Annotated in this window: 18 protein-coding genes and 1 other annotated feature; of the genes, 11 read left to right on the forward strand and 7 right to left on the reverse strand. The window is 56.2% G+C overall.

Going from position 1 to position 16,933, the window contains the following annotated elements; all coding sequences use genetic code 11:
• Together AC2LB6_RS18835 and AC2LB6_RS18840 are read right to left on the reverse strand one after the other, a co-directional pair.
• The coding region (locus tag AC2LB6_RS18835; protein WP_490094731.1) for an efflux RND transporter permease subunit at positions 1 to 113 on the reverse strand (113 nt) is incomplete at its 3' end.
• A 16-nt stretch (positions 114 to 129) separates the two neighbouring features.
• Positions 130 to 1,323, reverse strand: coding sequence for an efflux RND transporter periplasmic adaptor subunit (locus AC2LB6_RS18840; RefSeq protein WP_490094662.1), 1,194 nt, complete (start codon positions 1,321 to 1,323; stop codon positions 130 to 132).
• Positions 1,324 to 1,465: 142 nt separating this feature from the next.
• Between AC2LB6_RS18840 and acrR the strand changes: the two genes are divergently transcribed.
• On the forward strand, positions 1,466 to 2,104 hold the full coding sequence (acrR, locus tag AC2LB6_RS18845; RefSeq protein ID WP_490094663.1) for a multidrug efflux transporter transcriptional repressor AcrR: 639 nt from the start codon (positions 1,466 to 1,468) through the stop codon (positions 2,102 to 2,104).
• Here the strand turns inward: acrR and rsmS are convergent.
• The 3 genes from rsmS to priC are packed head-to-tail and all read right to left on the reverse strand — an operon-like array spanning position 2,101 to position 3,089.
• Positions 2,101 to 2,256, reverse strand: a complete 156-nt coding sequence (rsmS, locus tag AC2LB6_RS18850; RefSeq protein WP_490094664.1) for a pleiotropic regulatory protein RsmS — start codon at positions 2,254 to 2,256, stop codon at positions 2,101 to 2,103. The genes acrR and rsmS overlap by 4 nt on opposite strands.
• An 8-nt stretch (positions 2,257 to 2,264) precedes the next feature.
• Positions 2,265 to 2,510 carry a GlsB/YeaQ/YmgE family stress response membrane protein gene (locus AC2LB6_RS18855; protein WP_490094665.1) on the reverse strand — a complete coding sequence of 82 codons (246 nt, stop codon included), beginning with the start codon at positions 2,508 to 2,510 and terminating at the stop codon, positions 2,265 to 2,267.
• Positions 2,511 to 2,567: 57 nt separating this feature from the next.
• Positions 2,568 to 3,089, reverse strand: coding sequence for a primosomal replication protein PriC (priC, locus tag AC2LB6_RS18860; RefSeq protein WP_490094666.1), 522 nt, complete (start codon positions 3,087 to 3,089; stop codon positions 2,568 to 2,570).
• Positions 3,090 to 3,146: 57 nt separating this feature from the next.
• Between priC and AC2LB6_RS18865 the strand changes: the two genes are divergently transcribed.
• From AC2LB6_RS18865 to htpG, 6 genes are all read left to right on the forward strand, one after another.
• A complete protein-coding gene (locus AC2LB6_RS18865; protein ID WP_136196492.1) occupies positions 3,147 to 3,536 on the forward strand; it encodes a DUF454 family protein in 390 nt (129 codons plus the stop codon).
• A gap of 144 nt (positions 3,537 to 3,680) precedes the next feature.
• A complete protein-coding gene (apt, locus tag AC2LB6_RS18870) occupies positions 3,681 to 4,232 on the forward strand; it encodes an adenine phosphoribosyltransferase (RefSeq protein WP_490094667.1) in 552 nt (183 codons plus the stop codon).
• A gap of 156 nt (positions 4,233 to 4,388) precedes the next feature.
• Positions 4,389 to 6,467, forward strand: coding sequence for a DNA polymerase III subunit gamma/tau (gene dnaX, locus AC2LB6_RS18875; protein ID WP_490094668.1), 2,079 nt, complete (start codon positions 4,389 to 4,391; stop codon positions 6,465 to 6,467).
• Positions 5,809 to 5,870, forward strand: a sequence feature (DnaX frameshifting element). Its footprint overlaps the gene before it by 62 nt.
• Positions 6,468 to 6,522: 55 nt before the next feature.
• The gene (locus AC2LB6_RS18880) at positions 6,523 to 6,855 is read left to right on the forward strand and encodes a YbaB/EbfC family nucleoid-associated protein (RefSeq protein WP_003850423.1); all 333 of its coding nucleotides are present in this window, start codon (positions 6,523 to 6,525) and stop codon (positions 6,853 to 6,855) included.
• Positions 6,855 to 7,460, forward strand: a complete 606-nt coding sequence (gene recR / locus AC2LB6_RS18885) for a recombination mediator RecR (RefSeq protein WP_013357024.1) — start codon at positions 6,855 to 6,857, stop codon at positions 7,458 to 7,460. Before AC2LB6_RS18880 ends, recR begins: the two co-directional genes overlap by 1 nt.
• Positions 7,461 to 7,557: 97 nt before the next feature.
• Positions 7,558 to 9,432, forward strand: a complete 1,875-nt coding sequence (gene htpG, locus AC2LB6_RS18890; RefSeq protein ID WP_490094669.1) for a molecular chaperone HtpG — start codon at positions 7,558 to 7,560, stop codon at positions 9,430 to 9,432.
• A gap of 33 nt (positions 9,433 to 9,465) precedes the next feature.
• On the opposite strand, the gene AC2LB6_RS18895 is transcribed toward htpG, so the two are convergent.
• Complete coding sequence (locus AC2LB6_RS18895; RefSeq protein WP_490094670.1) at positions 9,466 to 10,335, reverse strand: LysR substrate-binding domain-containing protein; 870 nt, start codon at positions 10,333 to 10,335, stop codon at positions 9,466 to 9,468.
• 187 nt (positions 10,336 to 10,522) lie between these two features.
• Here AC2LB6_RS18895 and AC2LB6_RS18900 point away from each other — a divergent pair, with 187 nt between their 5' ends.
• From AC2LB6_RS18900 to AC2LB6_RS18915, 4 genes are all read left to right on the forward strand, one after another.
• A complete protein-coding gene (locus AC2LB6_RS18900) occupies positions 10,523 to 11,407 on the forward strand; it encodes a DUF6024 family protein (RefSeq protein WP_490094671.1) in 885 nt (294 codons plus the stop codon).
• Between the two features lie 105 nt (positions 11,408 to 11,512).
• Positions 11,513 to 12,157 carry an adenylate kinase gene (adk, locus tag AC2LB6_RS18905; protein ID WP_090963185.1) on the forward strand — a complete coding sequence of 215 codons (645 nt, stop codon included), beginning with the start codon at positions 11,513 to 11,515 and terminating at the stop codon, positions 12,155 to 12,157.
• A 113-nt stretch (positions 12,158 to 12,270) separates the two neighbouring features.
• Positions 12,271 to 13,230: a ferrochelatase gene (hemH, locus tag AC2LB6_RS18910; protein WP_090963183.1), complete on the forward strand. Its 960-nt coding sequence runs from the start codon at positions 12,271 to 12,273 to the stop codon at positions 13,228 to 13,230.
• Between the two features lie 58 nt (positions 13,231 to 13,288).
• The gene (locus AC2LB6_RS18915) at positions 13,289 to 14,590 is read left to right on the forward strand and encodes an inosine/guanosine kinase (RefSeq protein WP_490094672.1); all 1,302 of its coding nucleotides are present in this window, start codon (positions 13,289 to 13,291) and stop codon (positions 14,588 to 14,590) included.
• 138 nt (positions 14,591 to 14,728) lie between these two features.
• Here the strand turns inward: AC2LB6_RS18915 and ybaL are convergent, their stop codons facing one another.
• Positions 14,729 to 16,423: a YbaL family putative K(+) efflux transporter gene (ybaL, locus tag AC2LB6_RS18920; protein ID WP_490094673.1), complete on the reverse strand. Its 1,695-nt coding sequence runs from the start codon at positions 16,421 to 16,423 to the stop codon at positions 14,729 to 14,731.
• Positions 16,424 to 16,933 lie beyond the last annotated feature (510 nt).

Below are 16,933 nucleotides of genomic sequence, written 5' to 3' on the forward strand. Positions count from 1 at the left end.
ACATTGGGATATTGCTCGATCGGAAGTTTGAGAATCGATAGCGCACCAACCAACATGATGATGATGGCGAGCACCCACGCAAAGATGGGGCGATCGATAAAGAACTTAGCCATGAATCAACGGCTCCTGTTATGACGATGACTTGTCAGACTGCGGCTTTGAATCGGGTGCCGCTTTCGCATCGTCTGAGACTTCTTGTGGGGTTACCTGTGCGCCCGGCTTGGCTCGCTGCAGACCCGTGCTGATTACACGTTCACCCGCTTTAACGCCGTCGGTGACTAACCACTTGTCACCAATCGCCTGAGAGGTGGTGACCTGACGCGCTTCCACTTTATTGTCTGCACCCACTACCATCACCGTTGCCTGACCGGTTGGGGTACGGGTTACTGCCTGTTGCGGAACCAGCAACGCATTTGGATTGGTGCCTTCATCCAGACGTGCGCGAACAAACATGCCGGGTAACAGAGCATGGTTCGGGTTCGGGACAATGGCGCGCAGGGTGATAGAACCGGTGGTCTCATCAACGGTGACGTCAGAGAACTCCAGCGTACCTTGCTGTGAATAGCTGCTGCCGTTCTGCATCAGCAGGGTCACGTTGGCTTTGCCATCGTTCTGCTTCAGCTGACCCGACTCCAGTTCTGAACGTAAGCGCATGAAATCTTCGCTCGACTGGGTAACGTCGACATACATTGGATCCAGTTGCTGTACGGTAGCCAGCGCGGTGGTCTGGGCGTTCTGTACCAGCGCACCTTCCGTTACAGAAGATTTACCGATGCGGCCACTGATAGGCGAGGTAACTTTGGTGTAAGCCAGGTTAATACGGGCTGTTTCCACGTTGGCTTTTGCAACCTGAACGGCGGCATCGTTTTGTGCGGCGGTGGCAACGGCGGTGTCGTAATCCTGCTGACTGATATATTTGGTGCCGAGTAAAGGCTTATAACGTTTGACGGTCAGCTGAGCGATGCGGGCATTGGCCTGCGCCTGAGTTAAGTCACCTTTGGCACTGTCATAGGCGGCCTGATAGGTAGCAGGATCGATCTGATAAAGAGACTGACCCGCTTTGACATCACTGCCTTCAACAAAGTTACGCTTCAGAATGATACCGGAAACCTGCGGACGGACTTCAGCCACACGGTATGCCGAGGTGCGACCAGGTAATTCAGTCGAAATTTTCAGGGGTTCAGTTTTCAGTGTTACAACCCCCACTGCTGGCGGTTGCTGGGCGGCTTGTTCGGATTTATTGTTGTCACATCCTGTTAACAAAAAGCTGCCTGATAGCATCAGGACGGCCGCCAGAGGCGATAATCCTCTGATTTTATTCATAAATAAACCTCTAGTGTCCGATATCAATTGGTCAATGGATCACAAACTGAAAAACCCATTGCTGTGGCAAGTCGCAGGTCATGCTATGGTACATACATTCACAAATGTATGTAAACTTACCTGTTTGTAAAAAAAGCCCACTATGGCACGAAAAACCAAAGCGCAAGCACTTGAAACACGACATCAAATTCTTGATGCCGCTATTGTTCTGTTTTCACAGCAAGGCGTCTCAGCCACTTCTCTGGCAGAGATTGCAACCGCAGCCAGCGTCACGCGCGGGGCTATCTACTGGCACTTCAAAAATAAAGCCGATGTATTACACGAAATATGGCTTCGTTGTGATGCTGGTCTGGACGATGTGGAACTTGAGTATCAGACAAAATACCCTGGCGATCCACTCTCTGTGTTGCGCGCAATGCTGGTCTATATCTTTGATGCGACTGCAAAGGATCCGCAGCGCCGCGCTTTGATGGAGATCATTTTCCATAAATGCGAATTTGTGGGCGAAATGTCGGCGCTGAAGAATATGCAGCAGAGCTTACTGCTGGAATGCTACGACAAAATTGAAGATGTCCTGCGACAGTGTATTGAAGCAGGACAACTTCCGGGCACGCTCAGCACGCGTCAGGCCGCTCTCATTATGCGTGGTTACGTCAATGGTATGATGGAAAGCTGGCTGTTTGCGCCGGACAGTTTTGATTTAGCCGCTGATGCGCCTGTCCTGACCAACGCCTTTATCGATATGTTGCGGCTCAGTCCGACGCTCACGGCCCTGCGCTAAACCGGCGGCTGGCGATCGCGCTTGTTTTGGTAATCCCGCTGCACCATAGCAAGCGCGGAGAGCACGGTCTCCACCGGTAACTGATGCTCTTCCAGTAGCTGAATCAGATCAACTGCCAGTTTGACGTCGTCAGGGGCGTTTTCCAGTGACATCTTTTCTCCTAAATACGTAATCGGGCAGCAACCAGCAGCATCAGTAATGCGCCGGGAACCGCCATGCCCAGGGCGCCAGCGTGAAGCGTTGCCAGCGAGCCCAGTTCAAAATAGGTGGCGATGTAGCCGCCAATCAGTGCGCCGATCATCGACAGCGTCAGGGTCGCCATCAGGCCACCGGGTCGTCCCGGCATCAGCAGACGCTTCAGCAACCCCAGCAGTAGCCCGCATATCAGCCAGCTCAGTAAGCCCATTTTTCGTCTCCGCGCAGAATTACACCCAGTATAGATGCGCTTTTGTCACGCTGCGCTTTATTCGCTGCCGCGCAACGAAGAGGCCCATTCAACCGAGCGAATCGCCTGCCGACAGCGTGCCAGTCGCCCCTCTAACGTTTCCAGATCCTGCTTCAGCTGATGCTGGACCGCCAGGGTCTCAGCCAGCGCCAGCCGCTGCTCACGCTGATCGATCATCGCCAGCAAGCGCCGCTCAAACTCCCGGTACTCCTGATATTTTGAGGCGCGGGGGTTCTTAACCGGCTGTTCGCGTCGGGTACGCAGCTGCTGGGTACTTGCCTCCCGTTGCAGGGCGGCAATCTGATCGACCAGGCGTTCAGCGAGCCATGCCGTGCGGGCCAGATCGTCGCTGTGGTCGCAAAGCCGGGCGAAATTCTGTTCCACCTCCAGCAGGTAATCCGCCAGCCGTGTGCCTTTGGTGCGGAACAGCTGCGTGTCAAAGCGTGGCATGCGACAAACCCCATCGGAATGGCGGGCAATCTCCTGACGCAGGTCGATCAGGAGCTGTTGCAGGCGCTGTTGTACGGCGATCGCACTCATCGCGTGACGCTCAATTGTGCTAACGTACGCGGATGAGGAAAGAGCTGGGCGGCATTCATGCAACGCATTCTGTTATTAACCCTCGGCTGGCTGGCCATTGTGCTGGGGACGCTGGGCATTGTATTACCTTTATTACCCACTACGCCATTCATGCTGCTGGCGGCCTGGTGCTTTGCCCGTTCATCGCCGCGTTTTCACCACTGGCTGCTGTGGAAATCGCCATTTGGCCGCTATCTGCGCCACTGGCAACAGCATCGCGCGATGCCGCCGGGAGCCAAAGTCCGCGCTATCTGCCTGATAGTCGCCACCTTTGCTCTTTCACTCTTCCTGGTGCATCAGCTTTGGGTCCGCATCATGCTGCTGATCATGCTGGCGGCGCTGCTGCTGTTTATGTGGCGTATTCCGGTGGTGGCAGAAGCAGCGGACGCACCGAAGCCACCGCGATAAAGTTGCATTTAGCCGGTCATTTGCTTAGATTTGGGCGTCTTCGTGCGTGGCTTCCCTTTGTGAATTGACTTCCGCTGAGCCTTTTACCAGGTATTAGCGCTTTTGAAGCTGCGCGAAACAGAATTTTTTACCAGGCGTATCATTATGACCGACACTGCGCAGCAGCTTGAATTAATTAAAAACAGCATTAAAAGTATTCCCGATTATCCAAAGCCAGGCATCCTGTTCCGTGATGTCACCAGCCTGCTGGAAGATCCCAAAGCCTATGCCGCGTCCATTGCGCTGCTGGTTGAGCGTTACCGTAATAAAGGCATCACTAAAGTGGTGGGTACGGAAGCGCGCGGTTTCCTGTTTGGTGCCCCGGTGGCATTAGGTCTCGGCGTGGGTTTTGTTCCGGTGCGTAAGCCCGGCAAACTGCCGCGTGAGGTCTACAGCGAATCTTATGAGCTTGAATACGGCACCGATAAGCTGGAATTGCACAAAGATGCTATCCAGCCTGGCGATCTGGTGCTGGTGGTTGATGATCTGCTGGCGACCGGCGGAACCATTGAAGCGACCGTTAAACTGATTCGTCGTGCTGGCGGTGAAGTGAAAGACGCAGCCTTCATTATTAACCTGTTTGATCTGACCGGTGAATCGCGTCTCAATGCCCTGGGCGTTGAGAGCTACAGCCTGGTCAAATTCCCCGGCCACTAAGCCACTCTTTCGGCCTTGCCACCCGGCAAGGCTGTCACGCTTCGGCGTCAAGATAACGAGTGCCAGCCAAAAGCGTAGCTGATAGACTACTGCAATCTTATACAGGGGTTGCAGAGCGTCTGCGCTCATCTTTCCATCCAACTTCGTCGAACCCACATGAGCTATCAGGTACTTGCGCGAAAATGGCGTCCCCAGGCTTTTGCTGATGTTGTCGGTCAGGAACATGTTCTGACGGCGCTGGCGAATGGATTGTCTCTGGGACGCATCCATCATGCTTATCTCTTCTCCGGCACCCGCGGCGTTGGGAAAACCACCATTGCGCGTCTGCTGGCCAAAGGCCTTAACTGCGAAACCGGTATCACCGCCACGCCCTGTGGTCAGTGTGATAACTGCCGTGAGATTGAGCAGGGCCGCTTTGTCGATCTGATTGAGATTGACGCCGCATCGCGTACCAAAGTTGAAGATACCCGCGATCTGCTCGACAACGTGCAGTACGCCCCGGCGCGTGGCCGCTTCAAAGTCTATCTGATTGATGAAGTGCACATGCTGTCGCGTCACAGCTTCAATGCGCTGTTAAAGACGCTGGAAGAGCCTCCTTCACACGTTAAATTCCTGCTGGCGACTACCGATCCGCAGAAACTGCCGGTGACCATTCTTTCGCGCTGCCTGCAGTTCCACCTCAAAGCGCTGGATGTTGATCAAATCCGTCAGCAGCTTGAGCATGTCCTGAAGCAGGAGCAGATTGAGAGCGAGACCCGAGCGCTGCAGCTGCTGGCGCGGGCCGCCGATGGCAGTATGCGCGATGCGCTGAGCCTCACCGATCAGGCGATTGCTATGGGGCAGGGCGCGGTGACCAGCAGTACGGTCAGCGTCATGCTCGGCACACTGGATGATGAACAGCCGCTTGGGCTACTGGAAGCGCTGGTGGACGGTGACGGTCAGCAGGTGATGAACCTGCTGAGCCAGGCCGCGTCACGCGGTGTGGAATGGGAGGCGCTGCTGGTAGAGATGCTGCGCCTGCTGCACCAGATTGCGATGGTGCAACTGCTGCCGACTTCGCTCAATGACGACGACGAGAGCAACGCCCTGCGGCTGCGGGAACTGGCGCGCGTAGTGCCCCCTGCCGATCTGCAACTCTATTATCAGACGCTGTTGATGGGCCGCAAGGATCTGCCAATTGCGCCCGATCGCCGCATGGGCGTCGAAATGACGCTGCTGCGCGCACTGGCGTTTCATCCTAAAGCGGCGGTGGCTGAACCGATTGCTCGTCCCGCGTTAACTCAGCAGATGGCACCTGTTGCTCCGGCGCAGACGTCACCGGCACCATCCGGGTCTTCGCCTGTCGCACGACACATGGCAGCACAGCCAGCCACATCGTCACCTGCTCAGACAACGTCACCCGTGGCGCAGCAGCCTCAGCAGCCGATGCCTGCGCCGCAACAGCATGTTGCCGCTCAGCCGCAGATGGCCGCGCCCGATGCGGGTCAGCAGCCTGCGCCGCCGCCGGAGGCAGCGCCTGATACGCCACTTTCAAGCTCCACCAGTCAGCTCCTCCAGGCGCGCACGCAGTTGTTGCGTCAGGGAGCGAACAAGCCAAAAAAGAGTGAGCCGGCAGCGCCAGGTGCGCGGCCGGCCAACTCCGCGCTGGAGCGGCTGGCCTCGGTCACCGAGCGCAGTCAGCAGCGTATCCGCGATCGCGAGCCTGCTGCTCCGGTAAAAGAGGAAGCGTATCGCTGGAAAGCGGTTAATCAGCCGGTTGAAGTCGCGGAGCCGGTAGCGACGCCTAAGGCCTTGCGTTCCGCACTGGAGCATGAGAAAACCCCTGAACTGGCGGCGCGTCTGGCGGAAGAAGCGCAGCAGCGCGATCCCTGGGCCGCAGAGATTGCGATCCTGCCGCTGCCGAAGCTGGTGCAGCAGCTGGCGTTGAATGCCTGGAAAGAGACCAACGGAAACGGGGTCTGCCTGCATTTACGCAGCAGCCAGCGTCACCTTAATTCACCCTCTGCGCAGCAGGTGTTAAGCGATGCGCTGAGCGAGCGAGCCGGGCAGAAAGTTGAACTCTCTGTCGTTGAAGACGATAATTCATCGGTGTTGACGCCACTGGAGTGGCGTCAGGCCATTTACGAAGAGAAACTGGCGCAGGCGCGTCAGTCGATCACCTGTGATACCCACATTCAGACGCTGCAGCGATTTTTTGATGCCGATCTGGATGAGGAGAGTATCCGACCTGTTTGAACACGCTGCTGCTATCGTAACGATAGCGTTGTAGCCTTAGCTGAGAGAGAAAACTATGTTTGGTGGTAAAGGCGGATTGGGCAACCTGATGAAACAGGCCCAGCAGATGCAGGACAAAATGGCCAAGGTTCAGGAAGAGATCGCCGCGATTGAAGTGACCGGTGAATCGGGTGCTGGCCTGGTAAAAGTCACCATTAACGGCGCGCACAACTGCCGTCGCGTGGAAGTCGATCCCAGCCTGCTGGAAGATGACAAAGATATGCTGGAAGATCTGATTGCAGCGGCGTTCAACGATGCGGCACGTCGTATTGATGAAACCCAGAAAGAGAAGATGGCTTCTGTCTCCTCAGGCATGCAGCTGCCACCAGGCTTTAAGATGCCGTTCTGATGCAAACCAGTCCACTGCTTGAATCATTGATGGAGTCGCTGCGCTGTCTGCCTGGCGTTGGGCCGAAGTCGGCACAGCGCATGGCGTTTCAGCTGCTGCAGCGCGATCGCAGCGGTGGCATGCGACTGGCGCAGGCGCTGACCCGCGCGATGTCGGAGATCGGACACTGTTCCGATTGCCGGACATTTACCGAGCAGGAAATTTGCACCATCTGCGCCAATCCACGGCGTCAGCAGAATGGTCAAATCTGCGTGGTGGAAAGCCCGGCAGATATCCATGCCATTGAGCAAACCGGCCAGTTTGGCGGTCGCTACTTTGTGCTGATGGGACATCTCTCACCGCTCGACGGCATCGGTCCGGCTGATATCGGTCTGGATCGTCTGGAGCAGCGTCTGGAGAGTGAAACCCTGCAGGAAGTGATCCTCGCCACCAACCCGACGGTGGAAGGCGAGGCGACCGCGAACTACATTGCTGAGCTTTGTGGTCAGTATGGCGTCGACGCCAGCCGTATCGCTCACGGCGTGCCGGTAGGCGGAGAGCTGGAGATGGTGGACGGCACCACGCTGTCCCACTCACTGGCGGGTCGCCAGAAGTTTAAATTTTAATCACTTGCCGGTGTTGTGAAAGACACCGGCTTGAAAATCTCCGTGTCATCCCCACATCAACCTCAACGTTTGTTCAACCTGTTTTGTTGAGGTAGCAATGACCATGAAAGGACAAGAGACCCGTGGCTTTCAGTCGGAAGTAAAACAACTTCTGCACCTGATGATCCATTCTCTCTATTCAAACAAAGAAATTTTCCTGCGTGAGCTGATCTCCAACGCCTCGGATGCGGCAGATAAACTGCGCTTCCGCGCCCTGTCAGATTCCAGCCTGTATGAAGGTGATGGCGAGCTGCGCGTTCGTCTCTCTGTTGATAAGGACAACCGTACCCTTACGCTCAGCGATAACGGTATCGGTATGCGTCGCGATGAGGTCATTGAGAACCTCGGGACTATCGCCAAATCAGGCACCAAATCTTTCCTGGAATCCCTGGGCTCCGATCAGGCTAAAGACAGCCAGCTGATCGGTCAGTTCGGTGTCGGGTTCTACTCTGCCTTTATCGTGGCGGATAAGGTCACGGTGCGTACCCGTGCCGCTGGCGCATCAGCCGAGGAAGGCGTGTTCTGGGAATCAGCGGGCGAGGGCGAATATACCCTGGCTGAGATTGAGAAAGCCGATCGCGGTACTGAGATCACCCTGCATCTGCGCGAAGGCGAGGATGAGTTCCTGGACGCATGGCGCGTTCGCAGCATCATCAGCAAATATTCCGATCACATCGCGCTGCCCGTTGAGATCGAGAGCAAAGATGAAGAGGGCGAGGGAACTCACTGGGAGAAGATCAACAAAGCCCAGGCGCTGTGGACCCGCAACAAATCTGAGATCAGCGACGACGAGTACAACGAGTTCTACAAGCATATCGCCCATGACTACAGCGACCCGGTCGCCTGGAGCCACAATCGGGTGGAAGGTAAACAGGAGTACACCAGCCTGCTCTACATTCCGGCGCGTGCGCCATTTGATATGTGGAACCGCGATCAGAAGCATGGCCTGAAACTCTACGTGCAGCGCGTCTTTATCATGGATGACGCTGAGCAGTTTATGCCGAACTACCTGCGCTTTGTGCGTGGCCTGATTGACTCCAACGATCTGCCGCTGAACGTTTCCCGCGAGATCCTGCAGGATAGCCGCGTGACCCAGAGCCTGCGTGCTGCGCTGACTAAGCGTACTCTGCAGATGCTGGAAAGACTGGCGAAAGAGGACAACGAGAAATACCAGACCTTCTGGAATGAGTTCGGTCTGGTGCTGAAAGAAGGTCCGGCGGAAGATAACGCCAACCAGGAAACGATCGCTAAACTGCTGCGCTTCGCCACCACCCAGAGCGAAGGTTCGGCACAGACCATTTCACTGGAAGATTACGTCAGCCGCATGGTGGAAGGTCAGGAGAAGATTTACTACATCACCGCTGACAGCTATGCCGCCGCGAAGAGCAGCCCGCATCTGGAGCTGTTCCGCAAGAAAGGCATTGAGGTGCTGCTGCTCTCCGATCGCATCGACGAATGGATGATGAGCTACCTCACCGAGTTCGATGGCAAAACCTTCCAGTCGGTCAGCAAAGCGGATGACTCGCTGAGCAAACTGGCGGATGAAGAAACCGAAGAGCAGAAAGAGGCGGAAAAAGCGCTGGAGCCGTTTGTTGAGCGCGTGAAAAATCTGCTGGGCGAACGCGTGAAAGAGGTGCGCCTGACGCATCGTCTGACCGACACGCCAGCGATTGTGACTACCGATGCCAATGAGATGACCACGCAGATGGCGAAGCTGTTTGCGGCGGCCGGACAGGAAGTGCCGGAAGTGAAGTACTTGTTTGAAATCAACCCGGATCACCCGCTGGTGAAACGTGTTGCGGATACGCAGGATGAAGCACGCTTCGGTGAGTGGATTGAGCTGCTGCTGGATCAGGCGTTGCTGGCCGAGCGCGGCACGCTGGACGATCCTAACCAGTTTATTCGTCGCATGAACCAGCTGCTGACGGCATAACGGCAACAGGCCGGTGATTATCACCGGCTTTTTTTATGGCTGTGCGGCATCCCGCAGCCAGTCACGAAACACGCTAATCTCCGTATCCTGACGACGACTCTGCTTCGTCATCATCCAGGTCGCCCGCTCGACGCGGACAAAGCCCAGCGGCGCAAGCAGCGTGCCATCCTCCAGCTCTTTGCGAACCAGCAAACGCGGTGCCATCAGAACGCCAAGACCACTTCGCGCAGCCTGAATGCCCAGCGTCAGCGTTTCAAAATGCTTGCCGCCGTTAAAACGGCCGCTGAACCCGGTTTTTGCCGCCCACTCTGACCAGGCGTGCAGTCGGCTATCCGCATGCAGCAAGGTCATCTTGGCCAGATCTTCACCGACACGTAACTGCGAAGCTAAATGCGGCGCGCAAAGCGGCCCAATCTCATCCTCGCTGACCAGCGTCGCGTCGATATCGGATTCAGGTGGCTCGCCAAGACTGAGGATCAGCACATCGACATGTTCGCTGCGCAGTTGCGAGATCGGTGCCAGCGGCAGAAAGTGGACCTCAATCTCCGGATAGCGTTGATAAAAGCTGGCGATGCGGGGGATCAGCCATTGCGATAAAAAGCTGGGGGCACATGAAATCCGGATCTGCTGAAGCAGGCCGCTGCGAATGTTCTCGCAGCTGCTGCGTAGCTCACCGAAGGCCTGCTGGCAGCTTAACAGCAGACGATCGCCATGTGCGGTCAGTTGCACACGGCCATTGCTACGGACAAACAGCGGTTTGCCCATCCAGCTCTCCAGCTGGCGAATCTGATGGCTGATGGCGCTGTGAGTGACATGCAGATGTTCAGCCGCAACACTAAAGCTGCTGTGCAGGGCTGCCTGGTGAAAATAGTGCAGCGATCGTAGTGGCGGCAGTCCGTTCATCCTCTTCCCCTGTGCAAAAATCTAACAGGGATTGTCAATTTATATCATTTTAAAGTCCAGCCGCATTGACCTACTCTTCAGGGTAAATACTGGCGGGTTGCCTCAGCCTTATATTTGTGATTTTTCACGGATATTCCGCCTCGCTTAACCTGCGTTCACGCCGCACACTCCCCGAAGCGAGACAACCATGGCACACGGGCCTTTATCCTCTGAAACGTCAGCAGAGGCGCGCCATCGGTTACGCCTGGCGCTCTCACGTTTTTACCGGCTGGAACAGTTCGATCTCTTCTTCGTGCCCTCACTCCATGTGGCGCAGGTCCTTCTTTCTCAGCTGTTTCTGCGGCAGGAGCAGGCACGCAATCAGCATCGTTACGCTTCACGCTATCCGGTCACTGAACTCAACAACCTGCCTGCGGTTCCGCTGATCGCGGGCAGCATCATGCTGGTCCCGCATATCGAGTTGCCGAATGGCCGCGTGCGTCCGTTGCAGGATTGCCAGAATCAGGGTGTGACGGAGGCGAGCGAGAGTTTCGCCAGCGTGCTGCATCAGAAACTGATCGACGAAGCCCATCTGTTTGTCACCCGACTGGATCGCCACGCCGAGATCTGCAGCGATCTGGTGCTGGTGGCGTTGCGGACACACGACTTCAGCACGCTGGTGCGCAGTGAACTGCGGCTGTTTGAACAGGGTCTGACCCTGAACGCTACGCAGGATGCACTGCGCCGCTTCGCCGATCCCGAGTGGCGACCGTACAATGCTGCTACCGTCGATGCGCTTTCGCTGTTAGCGCCGCTGCCGCTGAACTCCTGCCATCAGCCCGGCTTGCCGTTCGCCAGTTTCAACGTTCCAGCTTCGCTGATCGCTGCGCTGTCAGAGGTGGAAGATGTGGTGATATGGCCGCAGCAGGCGCGTCTGCAACTGAATGCTAACGTGCGCGGCAGCGGCAAAAAAAGCGTGAATATGACGCATCATTTGAGTCGAAGACTGCAATTTCTGCTCAGCGCAGGCGGTAAATCTGAAAAAGCAGCAGGCAGACCAGTCGGGTCGGGCTCAGGGCCAAAAAGCGATTAAAGTCGCCCCGCGCGATCCGCGCCCTTCCTTGTGATGAGCGGGTCATAATGGTATGTTCTTCCGCTTCTAAGATAGATCAATGCGATTCGCAAGGGGATTTACGCAATGCGTATTATTCTGCTCGGAGCTCCGGGCGCAGGTAAGGGGACTCAGGCCCAATTCATCATGGAGAAGTACGGCATTCCGCAAATCTCCACCGGCGACATGTTGCGCGCAGCAGTTAAAGCAGGCAGCGAGCTGGGCAACCAGGCGAAAGCCATCATGGATGCTGGCAAACTGGTGACCGATGAGCTGGTGATTGCGCTGGTTAAAGAGCGTATCACTCAGGAAGACTGCAAAAACGGTTTCCTGCTGGACGGTTTCCCGCGCACCATTCCTCAGGCAGATGCAATGAAAGAAGCCGGGATCAAAGTTGATCACGTGCTGGAGTTTGCCGTACCGGACGAACTGATCGTTGAACGTATCGTGGGCCGTCGCGTTCACGCACCCTCTGGCCGCGTTTATCACGTCACCTTTAATCCACCTAAAGTGGAAGGTAAAGATGATCTGACAGGCGAAGAGCTGACCACACGTAAAGACGATCAGGAAGAGACCGTGCGTAAGCGCCTGGTGGAATACCATCAGATGACCGCGCCGTTGATTGCTTACTACAGCAAAGAAGCGGAAGCGGGCAACACCGCCTATCACAAAATCGACGGCACCCGTAAGGTGACCGAAGTGAGTGCCGAGCTGGCTAAGATCCTGGGCTAAGCTCAATGGGGCCGGTATTACTGGCCCCTTTTGCAGTAATTGCTTTTACCTCCCACTAATTCCGCTACAATTTCCCTGTTTTCACGCATCCCCGTTGTCATCAAGGAACTCAAATGAGGCAAGATAAGCCCGGCGTGTTATTGGTTAATTTAGGTACGCCAGACGCTCCAACCACACCTGCAGTTAAACGCTATCTGAAACAGTTTTTAAGCGATCCGCGCGTGGTCGATGCACCGCGCTGGCTCTGGTGGCCGGTTCTCAATGCCGTCATTCTGCCGTTTCGTTCGCCGCGCGTCTCTAAGCTCTACGCATCTGTCTGGATGGAAGGCGGTTCTCCGCTGCTGGTTTACAGCATGCGTCAGCGCGATGCCCTGGCGGCACGGGTTGATATGCCTGTCGAACTGGGCATGAGCTACGGCAATCCGAGCCTGAAAAGCGCAGTCGATAAACTGATGGCGCAGGGCGTGACCCGCCTGATTGTGCTGCCACTCTATCCTCAGTTCTCCTGCTCCACCGTGGCTGCGGTGTGGGACGGTCTGACCGCCGTATTCAAAGATTACCGTTCGCTGCCTGACGTGCAGTTTATCCGCGATTACGCCGAGCATCCGGGCTATATCGCCGCGCTGAAAGCGACGGTAGAGCGATCCTTTGAACGGCACGGTCAGCCCGATCTGCTGGTGTTATCCTTCCACGGCATTCCGCAGCGTTTTGCCAACGAAGGCGATGACTACCCGCAGCGCTGTGCAGATACCACTGCGGCCCTGGTCAAAGCGCTGGGTCTGCGTGACGATCAGTACATGATGACCTTCCAGTCGCGTTTTGGTCGTGAGCCCTGGCTGATGCCTTACACCGACAAAACCATGGAAAGCCTGCCCGCCAAAGGGATCAAACATGTTCAGGTGATGAGCCCAGGCTTCTCGTCTGACTGCCTGGAAACGCTAGAGGAGATCAGTGGTGAAAACTGTGAAATCTTCATGCATGCCGGTGGTGAGAAGTTTGAGTATATCCCTGCGCTGAACGCCGATGAGGCGCATATCGACATGATGGTGCAACTGGTCGACGCACGCCGTTAAAGCGCAGGCGGAGAGTGTGATATCATTCTCCGCCTGTTTTTCCAGACGGCACCTCCCGATGAAATTTCCCGGCAAACGCAAATCCAAACACTACTTTCCCGTCAGCGCACGCGACCCCCTGTTACAGCCCGCCCAACACGACGTTGATGCAGGCAGCTGGGTGGTGGGTATTGACCAGACGCTGGTGGATATCGAAGCCAAAGTCGATGATGACTTTCTCGCACGTTACGGCCTGAGCGCCGGGCACTCGCTGGTCATCGACAATGCCGTCGCGGAAGCGTTGTACAACGAGCTGATGCGCGACGCGCTCATCACCCATCAGTTTGCCGGTGGCACCATCGGTAACACGCTGCATAACTTCTCGGTACTGGCCGATGACCGCTCGGTGCTGCTGGGCGTCATGTGCAATAACATCCAGATTGGCGGCTACGCCTATCGCTATCTCTGCAACACCTCAAGCCGGGTCGATCTCAACTATCTGCAGGGCGTCGATGGCGCCATTGGCCGCTGCTTTACGCTGATTGGCGAGCATGGCGAGCGAACCTTCGCTATCAGCCCCGGCCAGATGAATCAGCTGCATCCGGATAATGTGCCGGAAGAGGTGATTGCCGGTGCCTCTGCACTGGTACTGACCTCCTATCTGGTGCGCTGTGCCGAAGGTGAACCGATGCCCCAGGCGACGTTACGGGCGATTGAGTACGCCAAACGCCACAACGTGCCGGTAGTGCTGACGCTGGGCACAAAACATGTGATTGGCGATAATCCCCAGTTCTGGCGCGATTTCCTGCGCGAGCACGTCAGCATCGTGGCGATGAATGAAGAGGAAGCGCTGGCGCTGACTGGCGAAGCCGATCCGCTGCTCGCCTCCAACATGGCGCTGGACTGGGTGGATCTGGTGCTCTGCACCGCTGGTCCGATTGGGCTTTATATGGCGGGCTACACCGAAGACGAGTTCAAACGCAAAACTAACCATCCGCTGCTGCCTGGCGCGATTGCTGAGTTCAACCAGTATGAGTTCAGTCGCGTGATGCGCCAGCAGGATTGCCAGCAGCCGCTGCGCATCTTCTCGCACATCGCGCCTTATATGGGAGGCCCGGAAAAGATCATGAACACCAACGGAGCCGGTGATGGCGCGCTGGCGGCGTTACTGCATGACATCACCGCCAACAACTACCACAGCCTGAATGTGCCGAACTCCAGCAAACATGCGCGTCCGTATCTGACTTATTCATCGCTTGCTCAGGTGTGTAAGTATGCTAACCGCGTCAGCTATCAGGTACTGAATCAGCATTCGCCGCGTTTAACCCGCGGCCTGCCGGAGCGGGAAGACAGTCTGGAAGAGTCTTACTGGGATCGGTAAAGCTGGCCGCTACAGGGTATAAAAAAGCCCTTCTGAAGAGAAGGGCTTTAGATTACCGGCAACGTCTGGCTCGGTTAGCGGTAAAATTCACCCTGCTTTGGATATGTCAGTAGTCTGCCAGGATTCTATGAACCGGAATCAGCGCAATACATCGCAGGGCTGTAAATCTTCGCCCTGCGTCATCTCATCCTGCAGGATTTGCAGCATACTGCTGGCAATCTCACGCTCACCCATCACGACGCGGGTGGCACCCCGTTCCATGATGTACTCCACTTCATCGTCATAGTGGGCGCGGGCGATAATCTCGATATTCTGATGCTTTTCACGCGCGGCTGTGACCACTTCACCCGCTTCATAGCCATTCGGGATGGTCAGTAACAGCCACCGGGCGCAGTCGAGCCGTGCCAGTTCCATGATGTCCGCGCGAGCCGCATTCCCCAGCACCGCTTTGATGCCCTGCTCGCGCAGCGCTTCGACCCGCGTGCGGGAGTTTTCAACCACCACCAGCGGCACATTGGCCTCAAGCAGCTTCTGACCAATCAGGCTGCCAACCCGGCCGTAGCCCACAATGACGGCGTGATTGCAGAAATCGACCGGGATCTGCTTCTCTTCTTCGATTGCTTCTTCCAGCGTCTGCTCTTCCATCGTCTCCGTTTTCGCCAGGAAACGCTCCAGCAGAGTAAACAGAATCGGGTTAAGCATAATCGACAGGATGGCGGCGGCCAGTACCAGGTTGCGGCCCTCATCATTCAGCAGGCCCAGCGAGATACCCAGTCCGGCCAGAATAAAGGCGAACTCACCAATCTGCGCCAGACTGACTGAAATGGTCAACGCCGTACGACGTGAATGACCGAGCAGCGACACCAGCAGCCAGGCGGCGACCGATTTACCCACCACAATAATCACCAGCGCACCCAGCACCGCCAGCGGCTGCGTCACCAGAATCGACGGGTCGAACAGCATGCCGACCGAGACAAAGAACAACACGGCAAAGGCATCGCGCAGCGGCAGGGTATCGCGCGCGGCGCGGTGGCTCAGTTCTGACTCGTTCAGCACCATACCGGCGAAGAAGGCACCCAGGGCAAACGACACATCAAAGAATTCAACCGCACCAAAGGCGATGCCCAGCGCCAGCGCTAACACCGCCAGCGTAAACAGCTCGCGCGAACCGGTGGCCGCGCTGCGGGCGAGGATCCAGGGCACGGCACGACGACCCACGACCATCATCAGCACCATAAAGGCGGCCACTTTACCAATGGTCCACAGCAGATCCCAGGCCAGCAGTCCGGCGCTGGCGTTGCCCTGTTCCATCATGCCGGCAATCGCAGGCAGCAGCACCAGCGTCAGCACCATCACCAGATCTTCGACAATCAGCCAGCCAATCGCAATCTGCCCGCGCTGGCTATCAATTAACTGCCGCTCCTCTAACGCACGCAGTAACACCACGGTACTGGCGGTAGAGAGGCAAAGACCAAACACCAGGCCCGTCATCCACGACCATCCCAGCGTCCACGACAACCCCATTCCCAGTAATGTCGCGACCGCGATCTGTGCGATGGCACCGGGAATGGCGATCGACTTTACCGACATCAGATCTTTCATAGAGAAGTGCAGGCCGACACCGAACATCAGCAGGATAACGCCGAGTTCTGCTAGCTCAGGGGCCAGATTAGTATCGGCAACAAAGCCGGGAGTAAAGGGACCCGCCAGCACGCCTGCGAGCAGGTAACCGACCAGGGGGGAAATGCGCAGGCGGTGGGCAAGCATCCCAAGGAGAAATGCCAGAACCAGTGCTCCGACGATGGTAGTGATCAACGGTGTGGTGTGATGCATGCCTGTCTCCTTGTATACAAATGTATCTGCTTGTAACAAATGAGTTTAAAACAAAATCTATTCTTTCGCTGAGCAATTTGCGGGAATACCTCAAAAAACCGCGAAAAAAAGTCAAATGCGCAATCGAAAGGGTGTTTTTATCCATTATCCATAATATTGGCTGATTTGACGCTTTAAACTGGTTCGGGTAAATAAAATTTAGCCTCAGTAAATGACGCAGGTGTGGCAGGAATAAGCGCTAAATTCGCATACAAAGTGGTTAAAGCCCGTTAGCGGCACTTTTGCAGGAGGAAACAGTTGTTTAACAACATAGTTTACAGGCTGTCTCTGCCATGTCCGCAGAATCGGGCGCGGTGGTGGCGTCACCTCGCAGACACAGTCATGCTGAGCAAAGGCGGACCAGGGTTAAAAAGAGGTGGCATCGTCAGGCGCGTGAATGTGCATGGGCCTTGAGTTCGCCGGGGGAATGTGCGACACAGTGGGGCAACGCGGCAGAAAATCAGGCCAGAC

Source organism: Pantoea sp. RCC30.1 (assembly GCF_058148845.1).